The 16,430-nt window shown below is 71.9% G+C and carries 15 protein-coding genes and 1 pseudogene; 6 read left to right on the top strand and 10 right to left on the bottom strand.

Annotation, left to right across the window (positions count from 1 at the left end; all coding sequences use genetic code 11):
• Nucleotides 1–44 precede the first annotated feature (44 nt).
• Nucleotides 45–389: pseudogene (locus GA0070623_RS08010) on the bottom strand (DUF4291 family protein); the annotation flags it as partial.
• 196 nt (nucleotides 390–585) lie between these two features.
• Nucleotides 586–975 (bottom strand): hypothetical protein, encoded by a 390-nt coding sequence (locus GA0070623_RS08005; protein ID WP_067302505.1) that lies wholly within the window; start codon nucleotides 973–975, stop codon nucleotides 586–588.
• Nucleotides 976–1,192: 217 nt separating this feature from the next.
• Between GA0070623_RS08005 and GA0070623_RS08000 the strand changes: the two genes are divergently transcribed.
• Nucleotides 1,193–1,891 carry an alpha/beta fold hydrolase gene (locus GA0070623_RS08000; protein ID WP_067302508.1) on the top strand — a complete coding sequence of 233 codons (699 nt, stop codon included), beginning with the start codon at nucleotides 1,193–1,195 and terminating at the stop codon, nucleotides 1,889–1,891.
• 114 nt (nucleotides 1,892–2,005) lie between these two features.
• Here GA0070623_RS08000 and GA0070623_RS07995 read toward each other — a convergent pair whose 3' ends face one another.
• Both GA0070623_RS07995 and GA0070623_RS07990 read right to left on the bottom strand, forming a co-directional pair.
• Complete coding sequence (locus GA0070623_RS07995) at nucleotides 2,006–2,788, bottom strand: DUF427 domain-containing protein (protein WP_067302511.1); 783 nt, start codon at nucleotides 2,786–2,788, stop codon at nucleotides 2,006–2,008.
• A 144-nt stretch (nucleotides 2,789–2,932) separates the two neighbouring features.
• On the bottom strand, nucleotides 2,933–4,639 hold the full coding sequence (locus GA0070623_RS07990) for an MFS transporter (RefSeq protein WP_067302514.1): 1,707 nt from the start codon (nucleotides 4,637–4,639) through the stop codon (nucleotides 2,933–2,935).
• Nucleotides 4,640–4,857: 218 nt separating this feature from the next.
• Here GA0070623_RS07990 and GA0070623_RS07985 point away from each other — a divergent pair, with 218 nt between their 5' ends.
• Both GA0070623_RS07985 and GA0070623_RS07980 read left to right on the top strand, forming a co-directional pair.
• Nucleotides 4,858–6,315 carry an aldehyde dehydrogenase family protein gene (locus tag GA0070623_RS07985; RefSeq protein WP_231932715.1) on the top strand — a complete coding sequence of 486 codons (1,458 nt, stop codon included), beginning with the start codon at nucleotides 4,858–4,860 and terminating at the stop codon, nucleotides 6,313–6,315.
• A gap of 342 nt (nucleotides 6,316–6,657) precedes the next feature.
• On the top strand, nucleotides 6,658–7,044 hold the full coding sequence (locus tag GA0070623_RS07980) for a hypothetical protein (protein WP_231932714.1): 387 nt from the start codon (nucleotides 6,658–6,660) through the stop codon (nucleotides 7,042–7,044).
• Nucleotides 7,045–7,060: 16 nt separating this feature from the next.
• On the opposite strand, the gene GA0070623_RS07975 is transcribed toward GA0070623_RS07980, so the two are convergent.
• The gene (locus GA0070623_RS07975) at nucleotides 7,061–8,197 is read right to left on the bottom strand and encodes an acyl-CoA dehydrogenase family protein (protein WP_067302524.1); all 1,137 of its coding nucleotides are present in this window, start codon (nucleotides 8,195–8,197) and stop codon (nucleotides 7,061–7,063) included.
• Between the two features lie 184 nt (nucleotides 8,198–8,381).
• On the opposite strand from GA0070623_RS07975, the gene GA0070623_RS07970 reads away from it, so the two are divergent.
• Nucleotides 8,382–9,470 (top strand): class I SAM-dependent methyltransferase, encoded by a 1,089-nt coding sequence (locus tag GA0070623_RS07970; RefSeq protein WP_067302527.1) that lies wholly within the window; start codon nucleotides 8,382–8,384, stop codon nucleotides 9,468–9,470.
• Between the two features lie 50 nt (nucleotides 9,471–9,520).
• Here the strand turns inward: GA0070623_RS07970 and GA0070623_RS07965 are convergent, their stop codons facing one another.
• The 4 genes from GA0070623_RS07965 to GA0070623_RS07950 form a co-directional block, all read right to left on the bottom strand.
• Nucleotides 9,521–9,808 (bottom strand): phosphopantetheine-binding protein, encoded by a 288-nt coding sequence (locus GA0070623_RS07965; protein WP_067302530.1) that lies wholly within the window; start codon nucleotides 9,806–9,808, stop codon nucleotides 9,521–9,523.
• A 45-nt stretch (nucleotides 9,809–9,853) separates the two neighbouring features.
• Nucleotides 9,854–10,459: an NADPH-dependent FMN reductase gene (locus tag GA0070623_RS07960; protein ID WP_067302533.1), complete on the bottom strand. Its 606-nt coding sequence runs from the start codon at nucleotides 10,457–10,459 to the stop codon at nucleotides 9,854–9,856.
• Nucleotides 10,456–11,556, bottom strand: a complete 1,101-nt coding sequence (locus tag GA0070623_RS07955; protein WP_067302536.1) for an LLM class flavin-dependent oxidoreductase — start codon at nucleotides 11,554–11,556, stop codon at nucleotides 10,456–10,458. Before GA0070623_RS07955 ends, GA0070623_RS07960 begins: the two co-directional genes overlap by 4 nt.
• A 157-nt stretch (nucleotides 11,557–11,713) precedes the next feature.
• Nucleotides 11,714–13,030, bottom strand: a complete 1,317-nt coding sequence (locus GA0070623_RS07950) for a condensation domain-containing protein (RefSeq protein ID WP_231932713.1) — start codon at nucleotides 13,028–13,030, stop codon at nucleotides 11,714–11,716.
• 60 nt (nucleotides 13,031–13,090) lie between these two features.
• Between GA0070623_RS07950 and GA0070623_RS07945 the strand changes: the two genes are divergently transcribed.
• Both GA0070623_RS07945 and GA0070623_RS07940 read left to right on the top strand, forming a co-directional pair.
• Nucleotides 13,091–14,047, top strand: coding sequence for a ferritin-like domain-containing protein (locus GA0070623_RS07945; RefSeq protein ID WP_067302542.1), 957 nt, complete (start codon nucleotides 13,091–13,093; stop codon nucleotides 14,045–14,047).
• A 28-nt stretch (nucleotides 14,048–14,075) separates the two neighbouring features.
• The gene (locus GA0070623_RS07940) at nucleotides 14,076–15,071 is read left to right on the top strand and encodes a methyltransferase (protein WP_067302545.1); all 996 of its coding nucleotides are present in this window, start codon (nucleotides 14,076–14,078) and stop codon (nucleotides 15,069–15,071) included.
• Between the two features lie 129 nt (nucleotides 15,072–15,200).
• Here the strand turns inward: GA0070623_RS07940 and GA0070623_RS07935 are convergent, their stop codons facing one another.
• Complete coding sequence (locus GA0070623_RS07935; RefSeq protein WP_067302548.1) at nucleotides 15,201–16,406, bottom strand: cytochrome P450; 1,206 nt, start codon at nucleotides 16,404–16,406, stop codon at nucleotides 15,201–15,203.
• Between the last annotated feature and the right edge of the window lie 24 nt (nucleotides 16,407–16,430).

The raw sequence follows: 16,430 nt of genomic DNA, 5'->3' as shown, positions 1-16,430 counted from the left end.
GGAGGTTTCCGAGCTGGCCGATGCGGTCGAAAGCCTGGTCAGAGAAGCCGGACCGGGCTGCTCCTCAGCTGTCGTGACCAGTTCGCCCTGTCGCCGTGCATGTTCCGGTCGTAGTGACTCAGGCAGGCGTGTGCCAGTGCCCACTCGAACCCCTCGCGGGTGATCTCGATGGCCAGCACCCGCTCCTGTCCGGGCTTGGTGGCCCATCCGCAGCGGTACATCATCCACAGGAAGGACGGCTTGATCCACGTCATCCGGTCCCGCTTGAAGGGGGCCACGAAACGACCGGCCGACACCGACGGCAGGGCGATCTGCGGCGGGTACGCCTGGTAGACGGTGATGGTCGCAGCCGAGTAGCGAGCACGGATCTGACGTACGGGAGCGGACACCCGCCGATCCTCGACGACCAGGACCCGACCGGTCCACCGGATTCCGGTCCCTGCGACCGCGAGCGGGCCGATCTGAGCCGAGCCACGTCGAGCTGAGCCCGGCCGAGCCGAGCCGGCCGGACCGGCCCGTCGCCTCGACCGACCGCAGTGTCCGCACATGCCGCAGGAGGAGTGGCGCAGCTGTCTCCGGGGTGGCTCAGGCTGTCGACGAGTACTCGGCGTGCAGTGTGGCGTACGGCCGCCGTTGGTGGGGAGGGCAACGGTTCACGCCCATACCGATCTCGGCGCAGCAGTGTGTCTCCGGGGCGCGGTGTGCGGGACACTCCTCGGCCAGGGCACGGACCTGGTCGGCCTCCAGCTCGAACGCCTCGCGGCTGCCGGTGAGCACCAACGTGTCGGCGGCGACGTCCCACCGAAGATGATCACGAAACCCGTGGTGCCGGGCCTTCCGGTAGTCGCCGATCGACCGCGACGGCCATGCGCGGTCGGACAGCACGACGGTGTGCGGCCTGCCGGCCCCGAGCCGGGAGCGGACCTGCTTCCATCGTGACGGCGGGAACGCGAGACGGTGGTGCAGCAGCACCATGTCGAGCGGGCGTCCCCAGGCATGGTCGACGGGCGGCTCCCGGTGGCGGAGCGGAAGGTAGACGATCGTGTGTGGCGACCGGGCAGCCAGGCCCCAGGCCAGGGCGAAGGTCGCAGGTGAGCATTGTCGCCGGGACGCGGGTGCCGGGGCGACGGAGTTTCCCGACGGCGCGGAGCCCATCGACACGCGGTGTGTCCAGGCACTAGCGTTCCCGGGCATGGAGTCCCGGATGGTCCAGGTGGGATCGGCGGCGTTGCACGTGGGGGTCACCGGTCGAGGGCCGGCCGTCGTCGTCCTGAGCGGTGGTCCGGGCTGCGTGCAGTACCTGGAGAGGGACGGGCTCGCGCCGCGGGGTCACCGGGCCTGGTACCCCGAGCCTCGCGGTGTCGGCCGGTCGGCCGGTGGTCCGCACACCATGGCACAGGCGATCGCCGATCTTGAGGCCATCCGTGTCGAGGTCGGTGTCGCCACCTGGACCGTCCTCGGCCACTCGTGGGGTGGTGACCTTGCGGTGCGCTACGCCGTCGACCATCCGGAGGCGGTGGCCGCGGTGGTGAGCGTCGCCGGAAGGGGACCGCAGTGCGACCGGACCTGGTTGGCGGCGTACGAGGCCGGCCGGGCGTCCCAACCGGTGGTGGACATCGCCTGGGTACCCGGGGTCCACGCCGCGCTGGGGGAGTCGTTCACCGAGTGGATCCACCGGCCGGACCTGTGGCGCGGGCTGGCTACCTGCGCCGTGCCGATGCACTTCATCGCGGCCGGCGACGACATCCGCCCGTCGTGGCCCCTGGCACAGCTCGCCGCACTCGTGCCGCGGGGAAGGTTCTCGACGGTTCCGGGTGTGCCGCACGACTTCTGGTCCACCCACCCCGAGGTCTGGACCGCGACCGTCACCGACGCCTGCACCGGCCAGTGATCCGGGCGGAGGGCGGTCCGCCCGGTCGGGGAACCGTCGACCGGAGCGACATCGGGGACGCCGGGAACGGGTGCCCGCCGGGCCGGAAGGTCTCGGACGTCCCCGCGACGTCCGTCACGGCAGCGCGGTGGTCGGACTGACCGACTCGCCGTCCACCAGGATCGTCACCCGCTCCGGGTAGAACGCGGTCAGTCCGGCGATGTTGGCCACCTCGGGCAGCGGCTCGGGATAGAACCAGGCGATGGAGCGCCCCGCCGGTCCGGGTACGTCGCGCAGCGACCAGTACGAGGCGGTTCCCTTGTAGGGGCAGCGGGTGTGGTGGTCCGAGGGGATCAGCAACTCCCGGGCCAGGTCGTCCGCCGGGATGTAGTAGCGGGTGGGCAGGCCGGTCTCGAAGAGGAGCACCGGGCGGCGGGTGTCGGCGAGGACGACGTCCTGGTGTCTCACCACCACGTGTCGGGAACTGGACACCGAGTCGACCCGGGAGAACGGATCCCGGGGGTGCACGAACACCTCTTCGTCCTCCTCGTACCACCGCTCGACGCCCTGGCCGAACCACTCCCGCCAGGCCAGGCACACGGTCTCGGAGAAGAAGTCCCCCGGGTAGGTCCACGCGGCGTTGGGCAGGCTCAGCCCGCCGACGGCCAGGTCGTGGAAGCTGCTCCCGGCCCGGGTGCCGGGGTCCGGGGGCTGGGCGGCGGGCCGCAGTGTCGCACCGACCAGGTCGGCCAGCGGAAAGACCCAGAAGGGCACCGGCAGGCCGGGTTCCCAGACGAGCATCGGCTGCCGGCTGTCCACGACGACGACGTCGCCGATGCTGCCCCGGACCCGGCGTTCACTGTGGTGGTAGGTGAGCCGGTCCCCGGGTGGGGCGAAACGTGGTGCGGGCACGAGCATGGTGACCCCCTCGGCACACGTGTCTCGACACGTGTCCGTCCGTCGTCGTGGCTGGTGTCGTCGAGTCTCTACCGCCGTCCCGGGTTCCGCCACGTCCCCCGGGTCCGCCGCCGGGTTCGGCGGCGGACCCGGGGCGGGCTGGGCTCAGCCCCGGTGCTCGACGCGGCGGGGGAGCAGGAAGCTCGCGGCGATGGCCAGTGCGAACACGACGATCTGGTAGACCAGCGCGCGTACCGTGGCCTCCTGGTACGCGGTGCGGTTCGCGGTGAACTGCAGCTCGTCGTGCCGGTCGGCGACGTCCGCGCCGGACTGCGACGACACGGCGCGGCAGACGTCCAGGTCGGCGATGGGGTTGGCGGCCTTGATCCGTTCGGTGAGACAGGAACGGGCGTCGTCGGCGGCGGACTCGGCCGTCGCCACCGGCACCCCCCGGGCGGTCAGCTCGTCCCGGACCGTGTTCCGCAGGTCGTCGCCGACGGCGGAGGACTGGACCGCCAGGGCGATGAAGAAGACCATGCTGCTCAGGGCGATGCCGATGGCGGCACCCATCTGCTGCACGGTGTTGAAGACCCCGGAGGCCGCGCCCGCGCTGTCCAGCGGCACGTCGTTGAGGGTGTACGTGAGCAGCGGGGCGAAGGTCATGCCCATGCCCGCGCCGCCCAGGACGAGCCCGGGGGCGAGCGCCCAGGGATTGGCGGCGTCGATCTGGTTGATCACCGTGATCAGGATGACCATCGACGCGATCAGCATGGTCAGTCCGAGTTGCAGGCCGAGCCGGCCGATCTTCGGGGTGATGCGGCGGGCGGAGATGGCGGTGAACAGCGGGACGGCGAAGCCCCACATGATGCCGATCAGGCCCGCCTTGATCACCGAGAAGCCCTGCCCGAACTGCAGGTAGAGGGTGTTGACCAGGAAGAACGGCATGACGCCGCTCATGAACAACAGCGAGACGGCGAGGCCACCGCGGAAGGAACGGTGGGAGAACAGCGACATCGGGATGAGCGGGGATTCCGTCCGTCGGCGTTGCACCGCGACCAGTACGGCGAAGGTCACGACCGAGGCGGCCAGGCTGACCAGGGTCCACGCCGGCCAGCCCTGCTCCGGGCCGGTGATCAGCGGGAACACCAGCAGGAGCATGCCGATGCCCACCAGGGCGGCACCGGCGACGTCCAGGCGTTGGGCGGATTTGCCCTTGGACTCGGGGACCAGCTTGGCGGTGATCAGGAGACACACCACGGCGATCGGGATGTTCACCAGGAAGACCGTGCGCCAGGTGAGGTTCGCGACGTTGACGGCGGTGAGCAGGGCACCCACGATCGGGCCGGCCACCGTGCCGACGGCGAAGACCACGCTCAGCCCGGCGAAGGCCCGGCCCCGCTCGGCCGGCGGGTACATGACCTGGAGGATCGACAGCACCTGCGGGACCATGAGCGCGCCCATGCCGCCCTGGAAGAAACGGGCCAGGATGAGCTGCTCGGGGTTGTCGGCGATGCCGGCGATGAGCGAGGCGGTGGCGAACCCGATCATGCCGATGATGAAGATGCGCTTACGGCCGTAGATGTCACCCAGCCGGCCACCGGTCACCAGCATGGTGGCGAAGGCGAGGGCGTACCCGCCCACCATCCACTGCATGTTCGAGCTGGTGGCGCCGATGTCCTCCTGGATGGTCGGCAGGGCCACGTTGACGATCACGATGTCGAGCAGGTCGAGCAGCAGGCCGACCAGGACGGCGAAGAGCGCGATGGCCCGCGCCCGGCCGGCGATCGGAGCCGGCTCGACGGTCGGCTCCGCGGCCGGCGTCGCAGGCGTCTCCGCGGGACTGGGGGACGGTCGCGTCCTCGGTGGTGTCATTCGCGTACCTTCCATGATCGTTCTTTCGGGTTTCGGCCGGCTGGGAAGGGGAGCGACCAGCGCGGACACCGCTGCCACTTCGGTTGCTGAGAGACAGGCTATCTGCGGCGTGTAGGAGTGTCTATCAGAGATGCCCGCTAGTGTCCTACGAGTCTTTTATGGGATTCTGCAAAGACACGTACGACCGGTGATGCCGACGCGAGGAGCACACGATGGGAATGAGCGAACCCCCCACCCACCTGGTGCCCGAGCCGGCACTGTGGATCGGCGGGGACCGGGTGGTGGAGTCCTCGGGCGGCCGGGCGGAACACGTCTACGCCGCGACCGGGCGGCCGACGACGGAGGTGGTGCTCGCCGGGCCGGCCGAGATCGACCAGGCGGTGGCCCTGGCCCGGGAGAGCCTGCCCGGGTGGCGGGACAGCTCGGCCGAGGTGCGGCGCGACACGCTGCTGCGGCTGGCCGACCTGTTGCTCGTGCACGCCGAACCCCTCGCCGCGCTGCAGAGCCTGGAGATCGGCCTGCCGATGCAGCTCGCCCGGCGGATGCCGGCGTTGGCGGCCGACCACGTGCGGTACTACGCCGGGTGGTGCGACAAGATCGGCGGCGAGGTGGTGCCCACCTGGCCCGGCCGCAGCCTGGACTACACCCTCGACGAGCCGTACGGCGTGGTGGCCGGGATCATCCCGTGGAACGGCTCGCTGATGTCGATGGCACAGCTGCTCGGGCCGGCGCTGGCGGCCGGTAACGCCGTCGTGGTCAAGCCGTCGGAGCTGGCGCCCTTCGTCGGCCAGCGGTTCGTCGAGCTGGCGGTGGAGGCAGGGGTGCCGCAGGGCGTGGTGGTGGTCGTGCCCGGGGGGCCGCCGGCGGGAGCGGCCCTGGCGGGGCATCCCGGCGTCGACAAGGTGCACTTCACCGGCAGCGCGGCCACCGGCCGGCAGGTGCTCGCCGAGGCGTCCCGGAACCTGACCCCGGTGGCGTTGGAACTGGGTGGCAAGTCGCCGCACGTCATCTTCGACGACGCCGACCTCCGGTCGGCGGCGCGGTACGCGATGAGCGGCGTGGTGGCCCTGTCGGGACAGGGCTGTGCGAACGGCACCCGGCTGCTGGTGCACTCGGCCGTCCGGGAGCAGGTGCTCCAGACGCTGACCTCGCGGCTGCGCCGGATCCGGGTGGGCGACCCCGCCGACGAGACGACCGTGATGGGTCCGGTGGTCTCCCGGCGGGCGTGTGAGCGGATCGTCGGGGTGATCGACCGTGCCCGGCTGTCCGGGGCGCGGTTGCTGACCGGCGGCGGGCGTTGTGGCGGGGATCTCGCCGACGGTTTCTTCGTGGAGCCGACGGTCTTCGTCGACGCCGACGGCGACGGCGAGCTCGTCCAGGAGGAGGTGTTCGGACCGGTGTTGGCGGTGTCGAGCTTCGACACCGAGGAAGAAGCGGTGCGGCTGGCCAACGCCACCCGGTACGGCCTGGGAGCGTACCTGCACACCAACGACCTGCGCCGTGCCCACCGGGTCAGCCGGGTCGTCGCGGCCGGCAGCGTGTGGGTGAACGGGGCGCCGGGTCTGATGCCGTCGGCGCCGTTCGGCGGAGTGAAGCAGAGTGGTTCCGGGCGGATCGGCGGCGTCGCCGGCCTGCGTGAGTTCCTCCGACCGAAGAACGTGTGGATGTCGGTGTGAGCGCCGCCACCGATACGTGATCCCAACGACAGGAGGAGACTTCGGGACGTGGTTTTCTGGTGTCGCTCATACGTGAAGTGTTTTCCTGACAACCATCAATATCGATGGTTGTCCTGAAGATGACCTTCTGTTAGGTTAGTGTCACTTAGGGCCGTCGTGGGCGTGCTGTGTGCATGCCTGAAGGGCCAACCAAACAAGCCATGTTTTAGATTGTGTCTTGGCGTCTTGCAGACACCGGCTGTTGGTCAGGGAAGAGGGACAGAGACGATGGCTCAATACATAGTCACGATCACCCCGGTACTCGGTCAGGAAGACGCGGGAGAGGATGCCTCCCGCACCACCATGCGAGTGTTCGCCGAAGAAGGTCAGGTCTACATCAAGGAGCTGACCGTACGCGTCGCGGACGACGTCAAGCTCGGCGCCGCCGACCTGCTCCAGGTCGACCTGGAGCTGCTGATGCAGGCGTTCGCCGCGAAGCGGCCCAGAGCCGTCGTCGCCTCGACCGAAGGCGTGGAGACCACGGCACCCTACCGCGTCACCACGCCGAGCCGGGCGGCCAAGTCCGACCGCGCCTACCGTCGCATGCCGGACCCGAGCGAGCTCAAGGACATCTACGTCAAGAACCGCACCGTGATCGGCGTCGCCCAGCACTACGGCGTGCCCACCCACACGGCGCAGGGGTGGATCACCCGGCTACGACGCAAGGGTGTCATCCCCAGCGCCAAGTGAGGCACCGCATCACCCGTCACAGCGGACCGCCGTCGCCGCCCTCGCCGACCAGGTGCGCGCCGAAGGCCGTGTACGAGTGGCGACTGGCCACGAAGTGCTGCCGAGCGGTGTTGGCGTCACGCAGCCGCCGGGACAGGGGAGACGCGTCGTACACCGCCGTCCCGCCGGCCAGCTCGAAGGCCGTGTCGGTCGCCCGTACCGCCAGCGCGGTCGCCTGCGCGGCCGCCGCCCGGACCTGTGCCCGCCGCACCGCCGCGTCCGGGCCCGCGACCGCGCCCCACTCCTGTCCGGCCTGGTCGTAGAGCAGCGCCCGGCCCGCCTGCGCCACCATCCGGGCCTCGCCCAGCCGCTCCTGGAAGGTGGTCGAGGAGGCGAGCCGCGTGGCGCTGAGCGCCGGCCGCTTACCGCCGGCCGCCAACTCCACGACGTCCCGCAGCGCCCCCTCGGCGATGCCCGTCGCGGCCGCGGCGATGATGAGGCTGGACTGCGCGATGCTCATCGCCGCCCGGTCCGCGCCCGCCGTCCCGGGCGCCAGCGTCACCGCCCGCTCGTCGGGGCAGAAGCCGCCGGAGACGGCCAGATCGTGGCTGCCCGTGCCGCGCAGGCCCAGGGTGTGCCAGGTGTCGACGACTGTCACGTCCGCGGCGGGCAGCAACATGATCCGGGTGGCGGGCCGGCCGTCGGCCATCGCCACCGCGCGCCCCCGGACCAGGACGCAGTTCAGATAGACCCAGTCGGCGCGCTCGCAGCCGGTGACGAAGGGCCACTGACCGGAGACCCGCCATCCGCCCTCGACCTCGGTGGCCCTGCCCTTGGGCGCCACCGAGCCGGCCGCGTAGACGTCCGGCCCGTCGGCGAAGATCGTCGCGACCGTCTCCTCCGCCGCGCAGCCGATGATGAGCTGGGACAACGCGACCTGGCCGACCAGCCAGGCGACCGAGCCGTCCGCCGTGCCCAGGGTCTCGATGACCCGCAGCGTGTCCGGCACGCTGAGACCGGCGCCGCCGTGCGCCACCGGCGCGAGCATGCGCAGGCACCCCGCCGCCCGCAGCCCGTCGTACAGCGGGTCCGGGAGCCCGCGGAGCCGCTCCACCTCGTCGGCGTGTTTGGCGACCTCCGGAAGAAGATCATGGACCAGTTGCCACGTCGTCATGCCGATCCTCGCCCTCCGGTCTGGCGTGCGGTACGAGTGCCGAGCCGAGCCTGCTCCGCCACCGCGGGCGGCTCGGAAACGACCGATGACCATCCTACTGTCTACCTGTATCGTGCAACAGGCATGGGAGTGTTGTCTGTAGACACTCTGGAAACACAGGTTGCGCTGATCGGGGAGGTGTCTCATGACAGTGTCTGACCCGCAGACACACGTGTTCGCGATGAGAATGTGGAAGTCTCTCCTCGCCACGCAGGAACTCCTCTCGGCGTACCTGGGGGTCAAGCTCGGGTTGTACGAGGCGTTGGCCGCCGCGCCGGGGCCGATGACCCCGGACGAGCTGGCCCGCGCCGCCGACGTCGCCCCCCGGTACGCCCGGGAGTGGCTGGAGCAGCAGGCCGTCTGCGGCATCGTGGAGACCGACGACGTGCGGGCACCGGCCGACCGCCGTACCTACCGGCTGCCCGCCGGGCACGCCGCCGTCCTCACGGTCTCGGACGACCCGATGTCCCTGGCCTCCCTCGCCGTGCTGCCCCTCGGCGGCGTCGCCGCCGCCCTACCGGAACTCGTGGCCGCCTACCGCAGCGGCGCGGGTGTGCCCGACGACGTGTTCGGCGTCGACTGGCGCGACGGCCACTCCGGCGCCAACCGGGCACTCTTCGCCCACCAGCTCGCCGGCTGGATCGCCGAGCAGGTGCCGGACGTGCACGCCCGGCTCGGCACGCCCGGCCGGCGCATCGCCGACGTCGCCTGCGGCACCGGCTGGTCGAGCATCGCGCTCGCGCGGGCGTATCCGCACGCCGAGGTGACCGGCCTGGACCTCGACGGGGCCGCGCTGCGGCAGGCCGAGCGGCATGCCGCCGACGCGGGTGTGGCCGACCGGGTCCGCTTCGCCTGCCGGGACGCCGCCGACCCCCAGCTGGCCGGCGGCTACGACCTGGTGTGCCTCTTCGACGCACTGCACGAGGTGTCGCAACCGGTCGCCGTGCTCCGGGCCTGCCGGCAGTTGCGGGCCGCCGACGGGGCCGTGCTCGTGATGGACGCCAAGGTCGCGCCGGCCTTCACGGCCCCCGGCGACGACGTGGAACGCTTCCAGTACGGCACCAGCGTGCTGCACTGCCTGCCGGCGAGCCGCACCGGCGAGGACTCCACGGGCACCGGCACGGTGCTGCGTCCCGGGATGGTGCGCGAGCTGGCCACCCGGGCGGGCTTCTCGGGGATGACGATCCTCGCCGTCACCGACCGCTTCCACCGGCTCTACCGGCTGACCGGCTGACGCCGGTGCGGGAAGGTCCGGGTCGCCCGGACCCTCCCGCACCGTGCTGCTCAGGAGCCGTCGCGCTCCGCGAGCCGCTCGACCACCAGGTCCTGCACGGCCTGCACGGTGGTGATCTTCCGGGCGGTGTCCTCGTCGATGGGGTCGAGGTCGAACTCGTCCTCGATGGCGAACGCCACCTCCATCAGGGCCAGCGAGTGGTAGCCCAGGTCCTTGATGAGGTGGGAACCCGCCGTCACCACCACGCCGTCCTTCGGCGCCATGTCGGAGATGACCGCCGCCACGGTGGCGCGGATCTCCTCCTCGGTACGGCGGGCGGGCGCGGTCTGCTCGGTCATGGTCGATCTCCTCTGTGTCGCTGGCGTGACGGATGAACGGGGCGCTCAGGAGGCCCGAGCGCCGGTCAGCGGATGGACCTCGGGGGCGGACAGGTCGTGGTGACGCAGGTGGCGGGCCACCGCCCCCAGCGCGGGCGCCCAACGGCGCGACCACGCCGCGACGACCTCTGGCACGTCCTCGAACTCCTCTTCGAGGATCGACAGGCAGGGCACCGGAGCGACCGCGCCGAGCTCCGTCAGCAGCGGGCGCAGGTACTGGTCCCCGGCACCACGGTGCTTGGCCCAGCCCGCGGTCATCGCACCGACGGCGACACAGCCGGCCAGCCCGTCGAGGGGAAGCATGTCCAGGAACAACTTCAGCAGGCCGGTGTAGGTGCCCTTGAACGTCGGGCTGACCACCACCAGCAGGCCGGGGCGGCGGACCAGCTCCAGGGCGCGTTCGGTCTCCGGCCCCAGCGGCACGCTGCGGCTGGCCCGCAACGGCAGCCCGGCGCCGATGTCGGCGAGGTCGACGACGTCCGGCCCGGCCAGCTCGACCCCCTCCGCGGCGAGGGCGAGCGACAGCTCCTCCACCAGCCGGACGGCGATGCCCGCGGTACGCGAGCCCGCCCGGGGGCTGCCCTGCAGCAGTGTCGTCTCCACCCGCGTCATGACGCCTCCCGCCCGAGCAGCCCCTGACGCCGCAGCAGCGGCACCACACCCTCGGCGAAGTTGTACGCCTCTTCGAGGTGGGGCTGCCCGGAGAGGATCAGGTGGTTCATGCCCAGCGCGTGGTACTCGGCTATCCGTTCGGCCACCTGCTCGTGGCTGCCGACCAGCGCGGCGCCCGCACCCGGGCGGACCAGCCCGTAGCCGGCCCACACGTTCGGGTACACCTCCAGGTCGTCGGCCCGTCCGCCGTGCAGGGCGGCCATCCGGCGCTGCCCCTCCGACTCGGTACGGCGGAACCGTCGCTGGGCCTCGGCGATCCGGCCGGCCTCCATCCCGTCGAGCAGCCGGCGGGTCACCGCCCAGGCCTCCTGCGCGGTGTCCCGGCTGATGACGTGGAACCGGGTGCCGAACTCGACGGTGCGGCCCCGCTCGGCGGCCAGCTCGGTGACCCGGCCGGTGAGTTCGGCCAGCCCGTCCGGGCGCTCGCCCCACGCCAGGTAGACGTCGGCGTGCGCGGCGGCCACCCGTTGCGCCGCCGCGGACGAGCCACCCAGCAGGATCGTCGGACGGACGTCGTGCGGCCGGCTCAGCATCCCGGCCTTGATCTGGTAGTGCTTGCCGTGGAAGTCGAAGGGCTCGCCGCCCCAGGCACGGTGGAAGACGTCGAGGTACTCCTCGGTCCGGTCGTACCGCTCGCCGTGGTCGAGCCAGTCGCCGTAGCGTCGCTGCTCGTCGGCGTCGCCGCCGGTGACGACGTTGAGCATCAGCCGGCCGCCGGAGAGCCGCTGGAACGTCGCGGCCGACTGGACGGCGACCATCGGCGGCAGCGCGCTGGGCCGACAGGCGATCATGAAGTGCAGGTGGCGGGTCTGCTGCGACAGCGCCGCGGCGACCAGCCAGGGGTCCTCACAGAACAGCCCGGTCGGCACCAACGCGCCGGCGAAGCCGAGCCCGTCGACCGCCTGGGCGACCTGGCCGAGGTAGTTCAGCCCCGGCTCCCGTCGGATGTTCCTGGTCCGGTCCACCCCGTCCGCGCTCTTGGCCACCTCCCGACCGTCGCCGTGCAATGGCAGGAACCAGTGCAGTCGCAGTGTCATCAACGGTCCCTTCCGCCGTGAGCCGGTCGACCCGCCCCGGATTGACCTGCCATCCCCGTGTGCACTTGCCTTTCCTGCTATCCACGTGCCTTTACGAGTATGTTCTGGGAGGTTCTCAGGATGCGTGTGATGCTGTCAATACCGTCGCGGTGACTGGTTACCCCCGGGCCGGCAGCCCGGCGTCCGGGCGGTGCGCCGCCGCTGCCGCCACCTCCAGGTAGCCGGCCAGGAACTCCTGCCCCAGCGCCGGGTCGGCCCATCCGCCGGCGCGGAACAGCACGGCCTGCACCCGGTGCTCACCCACCGGGGCCAGGGCCAGCTCGAACGGGAAGCGGCTGCCGATCTCCGTCGGGACGACCAGCTCGAACCGCGCCCCGCCGCCGGTCAGGTCGTGCCGCAACGGCGACATCACGTTGAACATCACGTCGTCGGCCCGCCCGCCGCCGGTGTCCACGAGCCCGGTCGGCAGCAGGTGGAAGGGCAGGTCCTGGTAGGCGAACGCGCTGATCACCGCGGCGTGCAGGTGGCGTACCAGTTCCGCGAAGCTGTTCTGCCGGGCGACCTGGGCACGCAGCAGCACCATGCCGGCGAGCAGGCCGACGGTGTCGCGGACCTCGGGCCGGGACCGGTTGGCGAACATCGACGCCACCGCCAGGTCGGGCTGACCGGTCAGGCGGTGCAGCTGGGTGTGGAAGGCGGCCAGCAGCACCGTGAACATGGTCGTCCTCTCCCGCCGCGCCAGCTCCCGCAGCCCGGCCACCGTCGCCGCCGGCAGTTCGGCCGCGACGGACCGGGGCGCCGCCGCGCCCGCGCCGTCGGCGTCCGCGCCCGCGCCGTCGGCGTCCGCGGCCGGGTAGAGCGCGTCCAGCCGGGGGATCTGGCTGCCCGCCAGCTGCTGTCGCCAGTACCGCTGGTAGCGGCCCAGCCGGTCCGAGGCCAGCAGCTCCTGTTGCGCCTGCGCGAAGCGGGACATCTGCCAGCCCCGCGGGGCGGGGACGGCGGCCCCGCCGCAGGCGGCGTCGTAGCAGGCGACCAGGTCGCGCAGCAGGATGCCGGTGGACCACGCGTCGGTGACCAGGTGGTGCAGGTTCAGGCAGAACAGGTGCTCGGTCGCACCGACCCGCCAGACGCTGGCCCGCGTCGGCCACTGCCCGGGGTCGATCGGCGTCTGGAGGTCCCGGGCCAGCGCCACCTGTGGCGACTCACCCGTCGCCAGGTCGGCCCAGACCAGCGGCTGCGGGCGGGGCGGGTGCACGCGCTGTACGAGACGAGCGCCGCGGCCGTGGAAGGTCGTCCGCAGCGCCTCGTGCCGTGCCACGAGCGCGTCGACCGCCGCCTGCAACGCCGGTCCGTCCAGGTCGCCGACGATGCGGCAGACGACCGGGCAGTTCAGCGCGCCGAAGTCCGACCGGTAGTGCTTGATCATCCACAGCAGCCGCTGGGAGACCGAGGCTGGTGTCTCGCGTGCTTCCACAGATAGCACCATAGCCTTTGCCGTTGGCTTTGCGTGCCTGGCGAACTAGTCTTTACTGCTATGAGCGAGTTGGTAGTGCGTTCGACCCAGGACGCCCGGCTCAACTGGGACTACGAGCCCTCCGACACCCGTACCGTGTCGCTCTACCAGCGGGCCAAGCAGGCACAGTGGAGCGTCGACGAGATCGACTGGCGTCTCGACGTACCCTTCGGGTCGCCGCTGCCCGACGACTCCGCCTTCGCCATGGCCGGGTTCGCCGCCTCGCCGCTCGCCCCCCGGGGCCGGCCGGCCTGGGACGAGTTCCGGTGGGAGCTCCAGGCATGGATGGTCAGCCAGTTCCTGCACGGCGAGCAGGCGGCCATGGTGGTCGCCGCCCGGCTGGTGGAGATCGTCTCGGGCCTGGACAGCAAGCTGTACGCCGCCACCCAGGCCGTCGACGAGGCACGCCACGTGGAGGTCTTCTCCCGCTACCTGCGCGAGAAGATCCAGCGGCCGTACCCGATCTCCGAGCCGCTGGAGCTGCTGCTCACCGACATCCTCGAGGACAACCGCTGGGACGTCATCTCGCTGGGCATGCAGATCATGGTCGAGGCGCTGGCGATGGCCGCCTTCCGGCTGGCCCACAGCACCTTCCACGACCCGCTGATCAAGCAGATCACCGGGCTGGTGGCCCGGGACGAGGCCCGGCACGTGTCGTTCGGCGTCCTGACGCTGCGCGGCCTGTACGACGAGATGACCTCCCGGGAGCGCACCGAGCGGGAGGAACTGGTGCTGGAGTCCGCGGCCCTGATCCGCCGCCGGTTCCTCCTCGGCGACATCTGGGAACGCATGGAGATCCCGATGACCGAGGGACTCGACTTCGCCGCCCGCAACGAGCTGATGGTCGCCTACCGGCAGGCCATCTTCTCCCGGGTGGGCCGGGCACTGGACCAGATCGGACTGATGACCCCCCGGGTGCGGGACGGCCTCGTCCGGCTGGACCTGATCCAATTCGTGGAGGGCAGGCGTGGTGGCTGAACGAACGGGCGTCCGGCAGCGGCCGCCGATGGACCTGGCGTCGCTGATGCGGCTGGCGGAACTGACCGACGTCATCGTGCCGATGACGGCCCGGGCGGTGAGCGACCTGGGCATCGCCGACCTGCTCGCCGACGGGCCCCGGCCGGTGGCCGAACTCGCCGCCGAGTCCGGCGCGCACGAGCGGTCACTGTGCCGGGCGCTGCGGGCGCTGGCGGCCAAGGGCATCTTCACCGAGCCGGAGCCGGAGGTGTTCGCCCTGACCCCGCTGGCCCAGCCGCTGCGCAGCGACCACCCGATGTCGATGCGCGCCGTGTACACCCTGCTCGCCTCCGACGTGCAGGCCTGGGCGGAGCTGCCGCACAGCCTGCGCACCGGCGAGGCCGCCTTCGACCGGGCGCACGGCACCGACTACTGGAGCCACCTGGCCGACAATCCGCAGGAGAGCCGGCGGGTCGACCGCTGGATGCACGCGATCACCCGGCTGCACCTGCGTACCGTGCTGCCCTGTCACCCGTGGGGGGAGCTGGCACACGTGGTCGACGTCGGCGGCGGCGACGGCGGCTTCCTCGCCGGGCTGCTCGGACGCTATCCGGCGATGCGCGGCACCCTGCTGGACCTGCCGCACGTCGTGGCGGCGGCGGACCGGGTCCTCACCGAGGCCGGGGTGCGCGACCGGTGCGCGATCGTCCCCGGCAGCTTCTTCGACGAGCTGCCCGGCGGTGCGGACGCGTACCTGCTCAAGACGGTGCTGCCCGGGTTCGACGACGACCAGGTGGTGGCGGTGCTGCGGCGGGTCCGGGAGGCGATGCGGCCGGACAGCCGCCTGCTGTTGCTGGAGGCCGTCCTGCCGCCGGGGGACACCTTCGACGTGGCGAAGCTCTACGACGTGCACACGCTGGTGCTCACCGGCGGCACCCACCGCACGGCCGAGGAGACCGCCGTCCTGCTGGAGCGTGCCGGGCTGCGGCTGGACACCGTCCGGCCGACCGCCACGCTGACCATCCTCGCCGCCACGCCCGCCTGAACCGGTCCCGGCGCACCTCCGGAGGGCCTGCCCGGCGCACACCCCGGGAGGCCTGCCGGGCGCACACCCCCCCGGGAGGCCTGCCCGGTCCACGACCGGGCAGGCCCCCTCCGGGCCACGGCGGGAGGCTCAGCCGGGCTTGACGGCCAACGGCACGTGGGCGAAGGCCCGGAACGGCGTGTCGGTCTCCCGGACCAGCGCGCCGGCCTGCTCCACCGAGCGGGTGCGGCGCAGCACCCAGTCGAAGACCACCTGTGCCTCCGTACGGGCCAGGAACGCCCCCAGGCACAGGTGACCGCCGCCACCGAAGGTGACGTGCGGATTCGGGTCACGGGTGACGTCCAGCGTGCCGGGGGAGCGGAAGACCGCCTCGTCGTGGTTGGCCGAGCCGAGCATCAGCACCAGCACCCGTCCGGCCCGGATGGTGCGCGAGCCGACCCGGACCGGCTCCCGGACCAGCCGGGCGGTGCCCTGGATGGGCGCCTCGAAGCGGAGGAACTCCTCCACCGCACCGGGCACCAGGCCGGGGTTCGCCCGCAGCAGGGCGAACTGGTCCGGTGCCCGCAGCAGTGCGGCGAACCCGTTGGTGATCAGGTGCACGGTCGTCTCGAAGCCGGCGAAGAACGAGAAGACGGTGTTGTCCACGATCTCGTCGTGGCTGAGCCGGTCCCCGTCCTCGTCGACCTGCAACAGCGTCGACAGCAGGTCGTCCCCGGGGGCCTTGCGGCGCTCGTCGAGCAGACCGCCGATGTACGCGCGCAGCCACTCCACCGACTCGTGCGCCGCCCCCCGGGCCTGCTCCGGCACGATCGCGCTGAACGCCCGCCCGAGCCGGACGGCGTGCTGGCGGACGTCCTCGTGCGCCTCGGGCGGAATGCCCATCAACGTCGACACCACCAGCACGGGCAGCGGGTACGCCAGGTCGCGCACCACGTCGTAGTCGCCGCCGTCCAACGCCGGGGCCAGCAGGTCGTCCACGGTCCGCTCGATGTAGCCGCGCATCCGCCGGACCACGGCCGGGGTGAAGGCGCCGCTCATCAGCCGCCGCAACCGGACGTGGTCCGGCGGGTCGCGGTAGAGCATGATGCGCTGGAAGAAGCGGCTGGCGGCCCCCTCGCCCACCGACAGGTGGTGGTACGCCTCGGGGAACTCGCTGCCCAGCCGGGGGTCCTTCTGCAGGGCCACCACGTCGGCGTGCCGGGTCACGCCCCAGCTGCCGGGGCCGAACCGGCACAGCGGCCCGGCCTCACGTAGCCGGGCGTAGGTCGGGTAGGGGTCTTCCAGGACGGCGGGGTCGAGCGCGTCGAACCGGGGCGGCAGGCCGGAGGCATCCATACCTGCCAGTCTTGGCCCGAACCC

The organism is Micromonospora rifamycinica, assembly GCF_900090265.1.
Taxonomy (GTDB): Bacteria; Actinomycetota; Actinomycetes; order Mycobacteriales; family Micromonosporaceae; genus Micromonospora; species Micromonospora rifamycinica.
The sequence above is the reverse complement of the archived record's forward strand: the minus strand, read 5'-3'. Positions and strand labels throughout refer to the sequence as shown.

What these genes read in the sequence shown, in the direction of transcription:
- GA0070623_RS08005 (WP_067302505.1), bottom strand. Translation starts at nt 975, where the DNA reads ATGGTGCTGCTGCACCACCGTCTCGCGTTCCCGCCGTCACGATGGAAG.
- GA0070623_RS08000 (WP_067302508.1), top strand. Translation starts at nt 1,193, where the DNA reads ATGGAGTCCCGGATGGTCCAGGTGGGATCGGCGGCGTTGCACGTGGGG.
- GA0070623_RS07995 (WP_067302511.1), bottom strand. Translation starts at nt 2,788, where the DNA reads ATGCTCGTGCCCGCACCACGTTTCGCCCCACCCGGGGACCGGCTCACC.
- GA0070623_RS07990 (WP_067302514.1), bottom strand. Translation starts at nt 4,639, where the DNA reads ATGACACCACCGAGGACGCGACCGTCCCCCAGTCCCGCGGAGACGCCT.
- GA0070623_RS07985 (WP_231932715.1), top strand. Translation starts at nt 4,858, where the DNA reads ATGAGCGAACCCCCCACCCACCTGGTGCCCGAGCCGGCACTGTGGATC.
- GA0070623_RS07980 (WP_231932714.1), top strand. Translation starts at nt 6,658, where the DNA reads ATGCGAGTGTTCGCCGAAGAAGGTCAGGTCTACATCAAGGAGCTGACC.
- GA0070623_RS07975 (WP_067302524.1), bottom strand. Translation starts at nt 8,197, where the DNA reads ATGACGACGTGGCAACTGGTCCATGATCTTCTTCCGGAGGTCGCCAAA.
- GA0070623_RS07970 (WP_067302527.1), top strand. Translation starts at nt 8,382, where the DNA reads ATGACAGTGTCTGACCCGCAGACACACGTGTTCGCGATGAGAATGTGG.
- GA0070623_RS07965 (WP_067302530.1), bottom strand. Translation starts at nt 9,808, where the DNA reads ATGACCGAGCAGACCGCGCCCGCCCGCCGTACCGAGGAGGAGATCCGC.
- GA0070623_RS07960 (WP_067302533.1), bottom strand. Translation starts at nt 10,459, where the DNA reads ATGACGCGGGTGGAGACGACACTGCTGCAGGGCAGCCCCCGGGCGGGC.
- GA0070623_RS07955 (WP_067302536.1), bottom strand. Translation starts at nt 11,556, where the DNA reads ATGACACTGCGACTGCACTGGTTCCTGCCATTGCACGGCGACGGTCGG.
- GA0070623_RS07945 (WP_067302542.1), top strand. Translation starts at nt 13,091, where the DNA reads ATGAGCGAGTTGGTAGTGCGTTCGACCCAGGACGCCCGGCTCAACTGG.
- GA0070623_RS07940 (WP_067302545.1), top strand. Translation starts at nt 14,076, where the DNA reads ATGGACCTGGCGTCGCTGATGCGGCTGGCGGAACTGACCGACGTCATC.
- GA0070623_RS07935 (WP_067302548.1), bottom strand. Translation starts at nt 16,406, where the DNA reads ATGGATGCCTCCGGCCTGCCGCCCCGGTTCGACGCGCTCGACCCCGCC.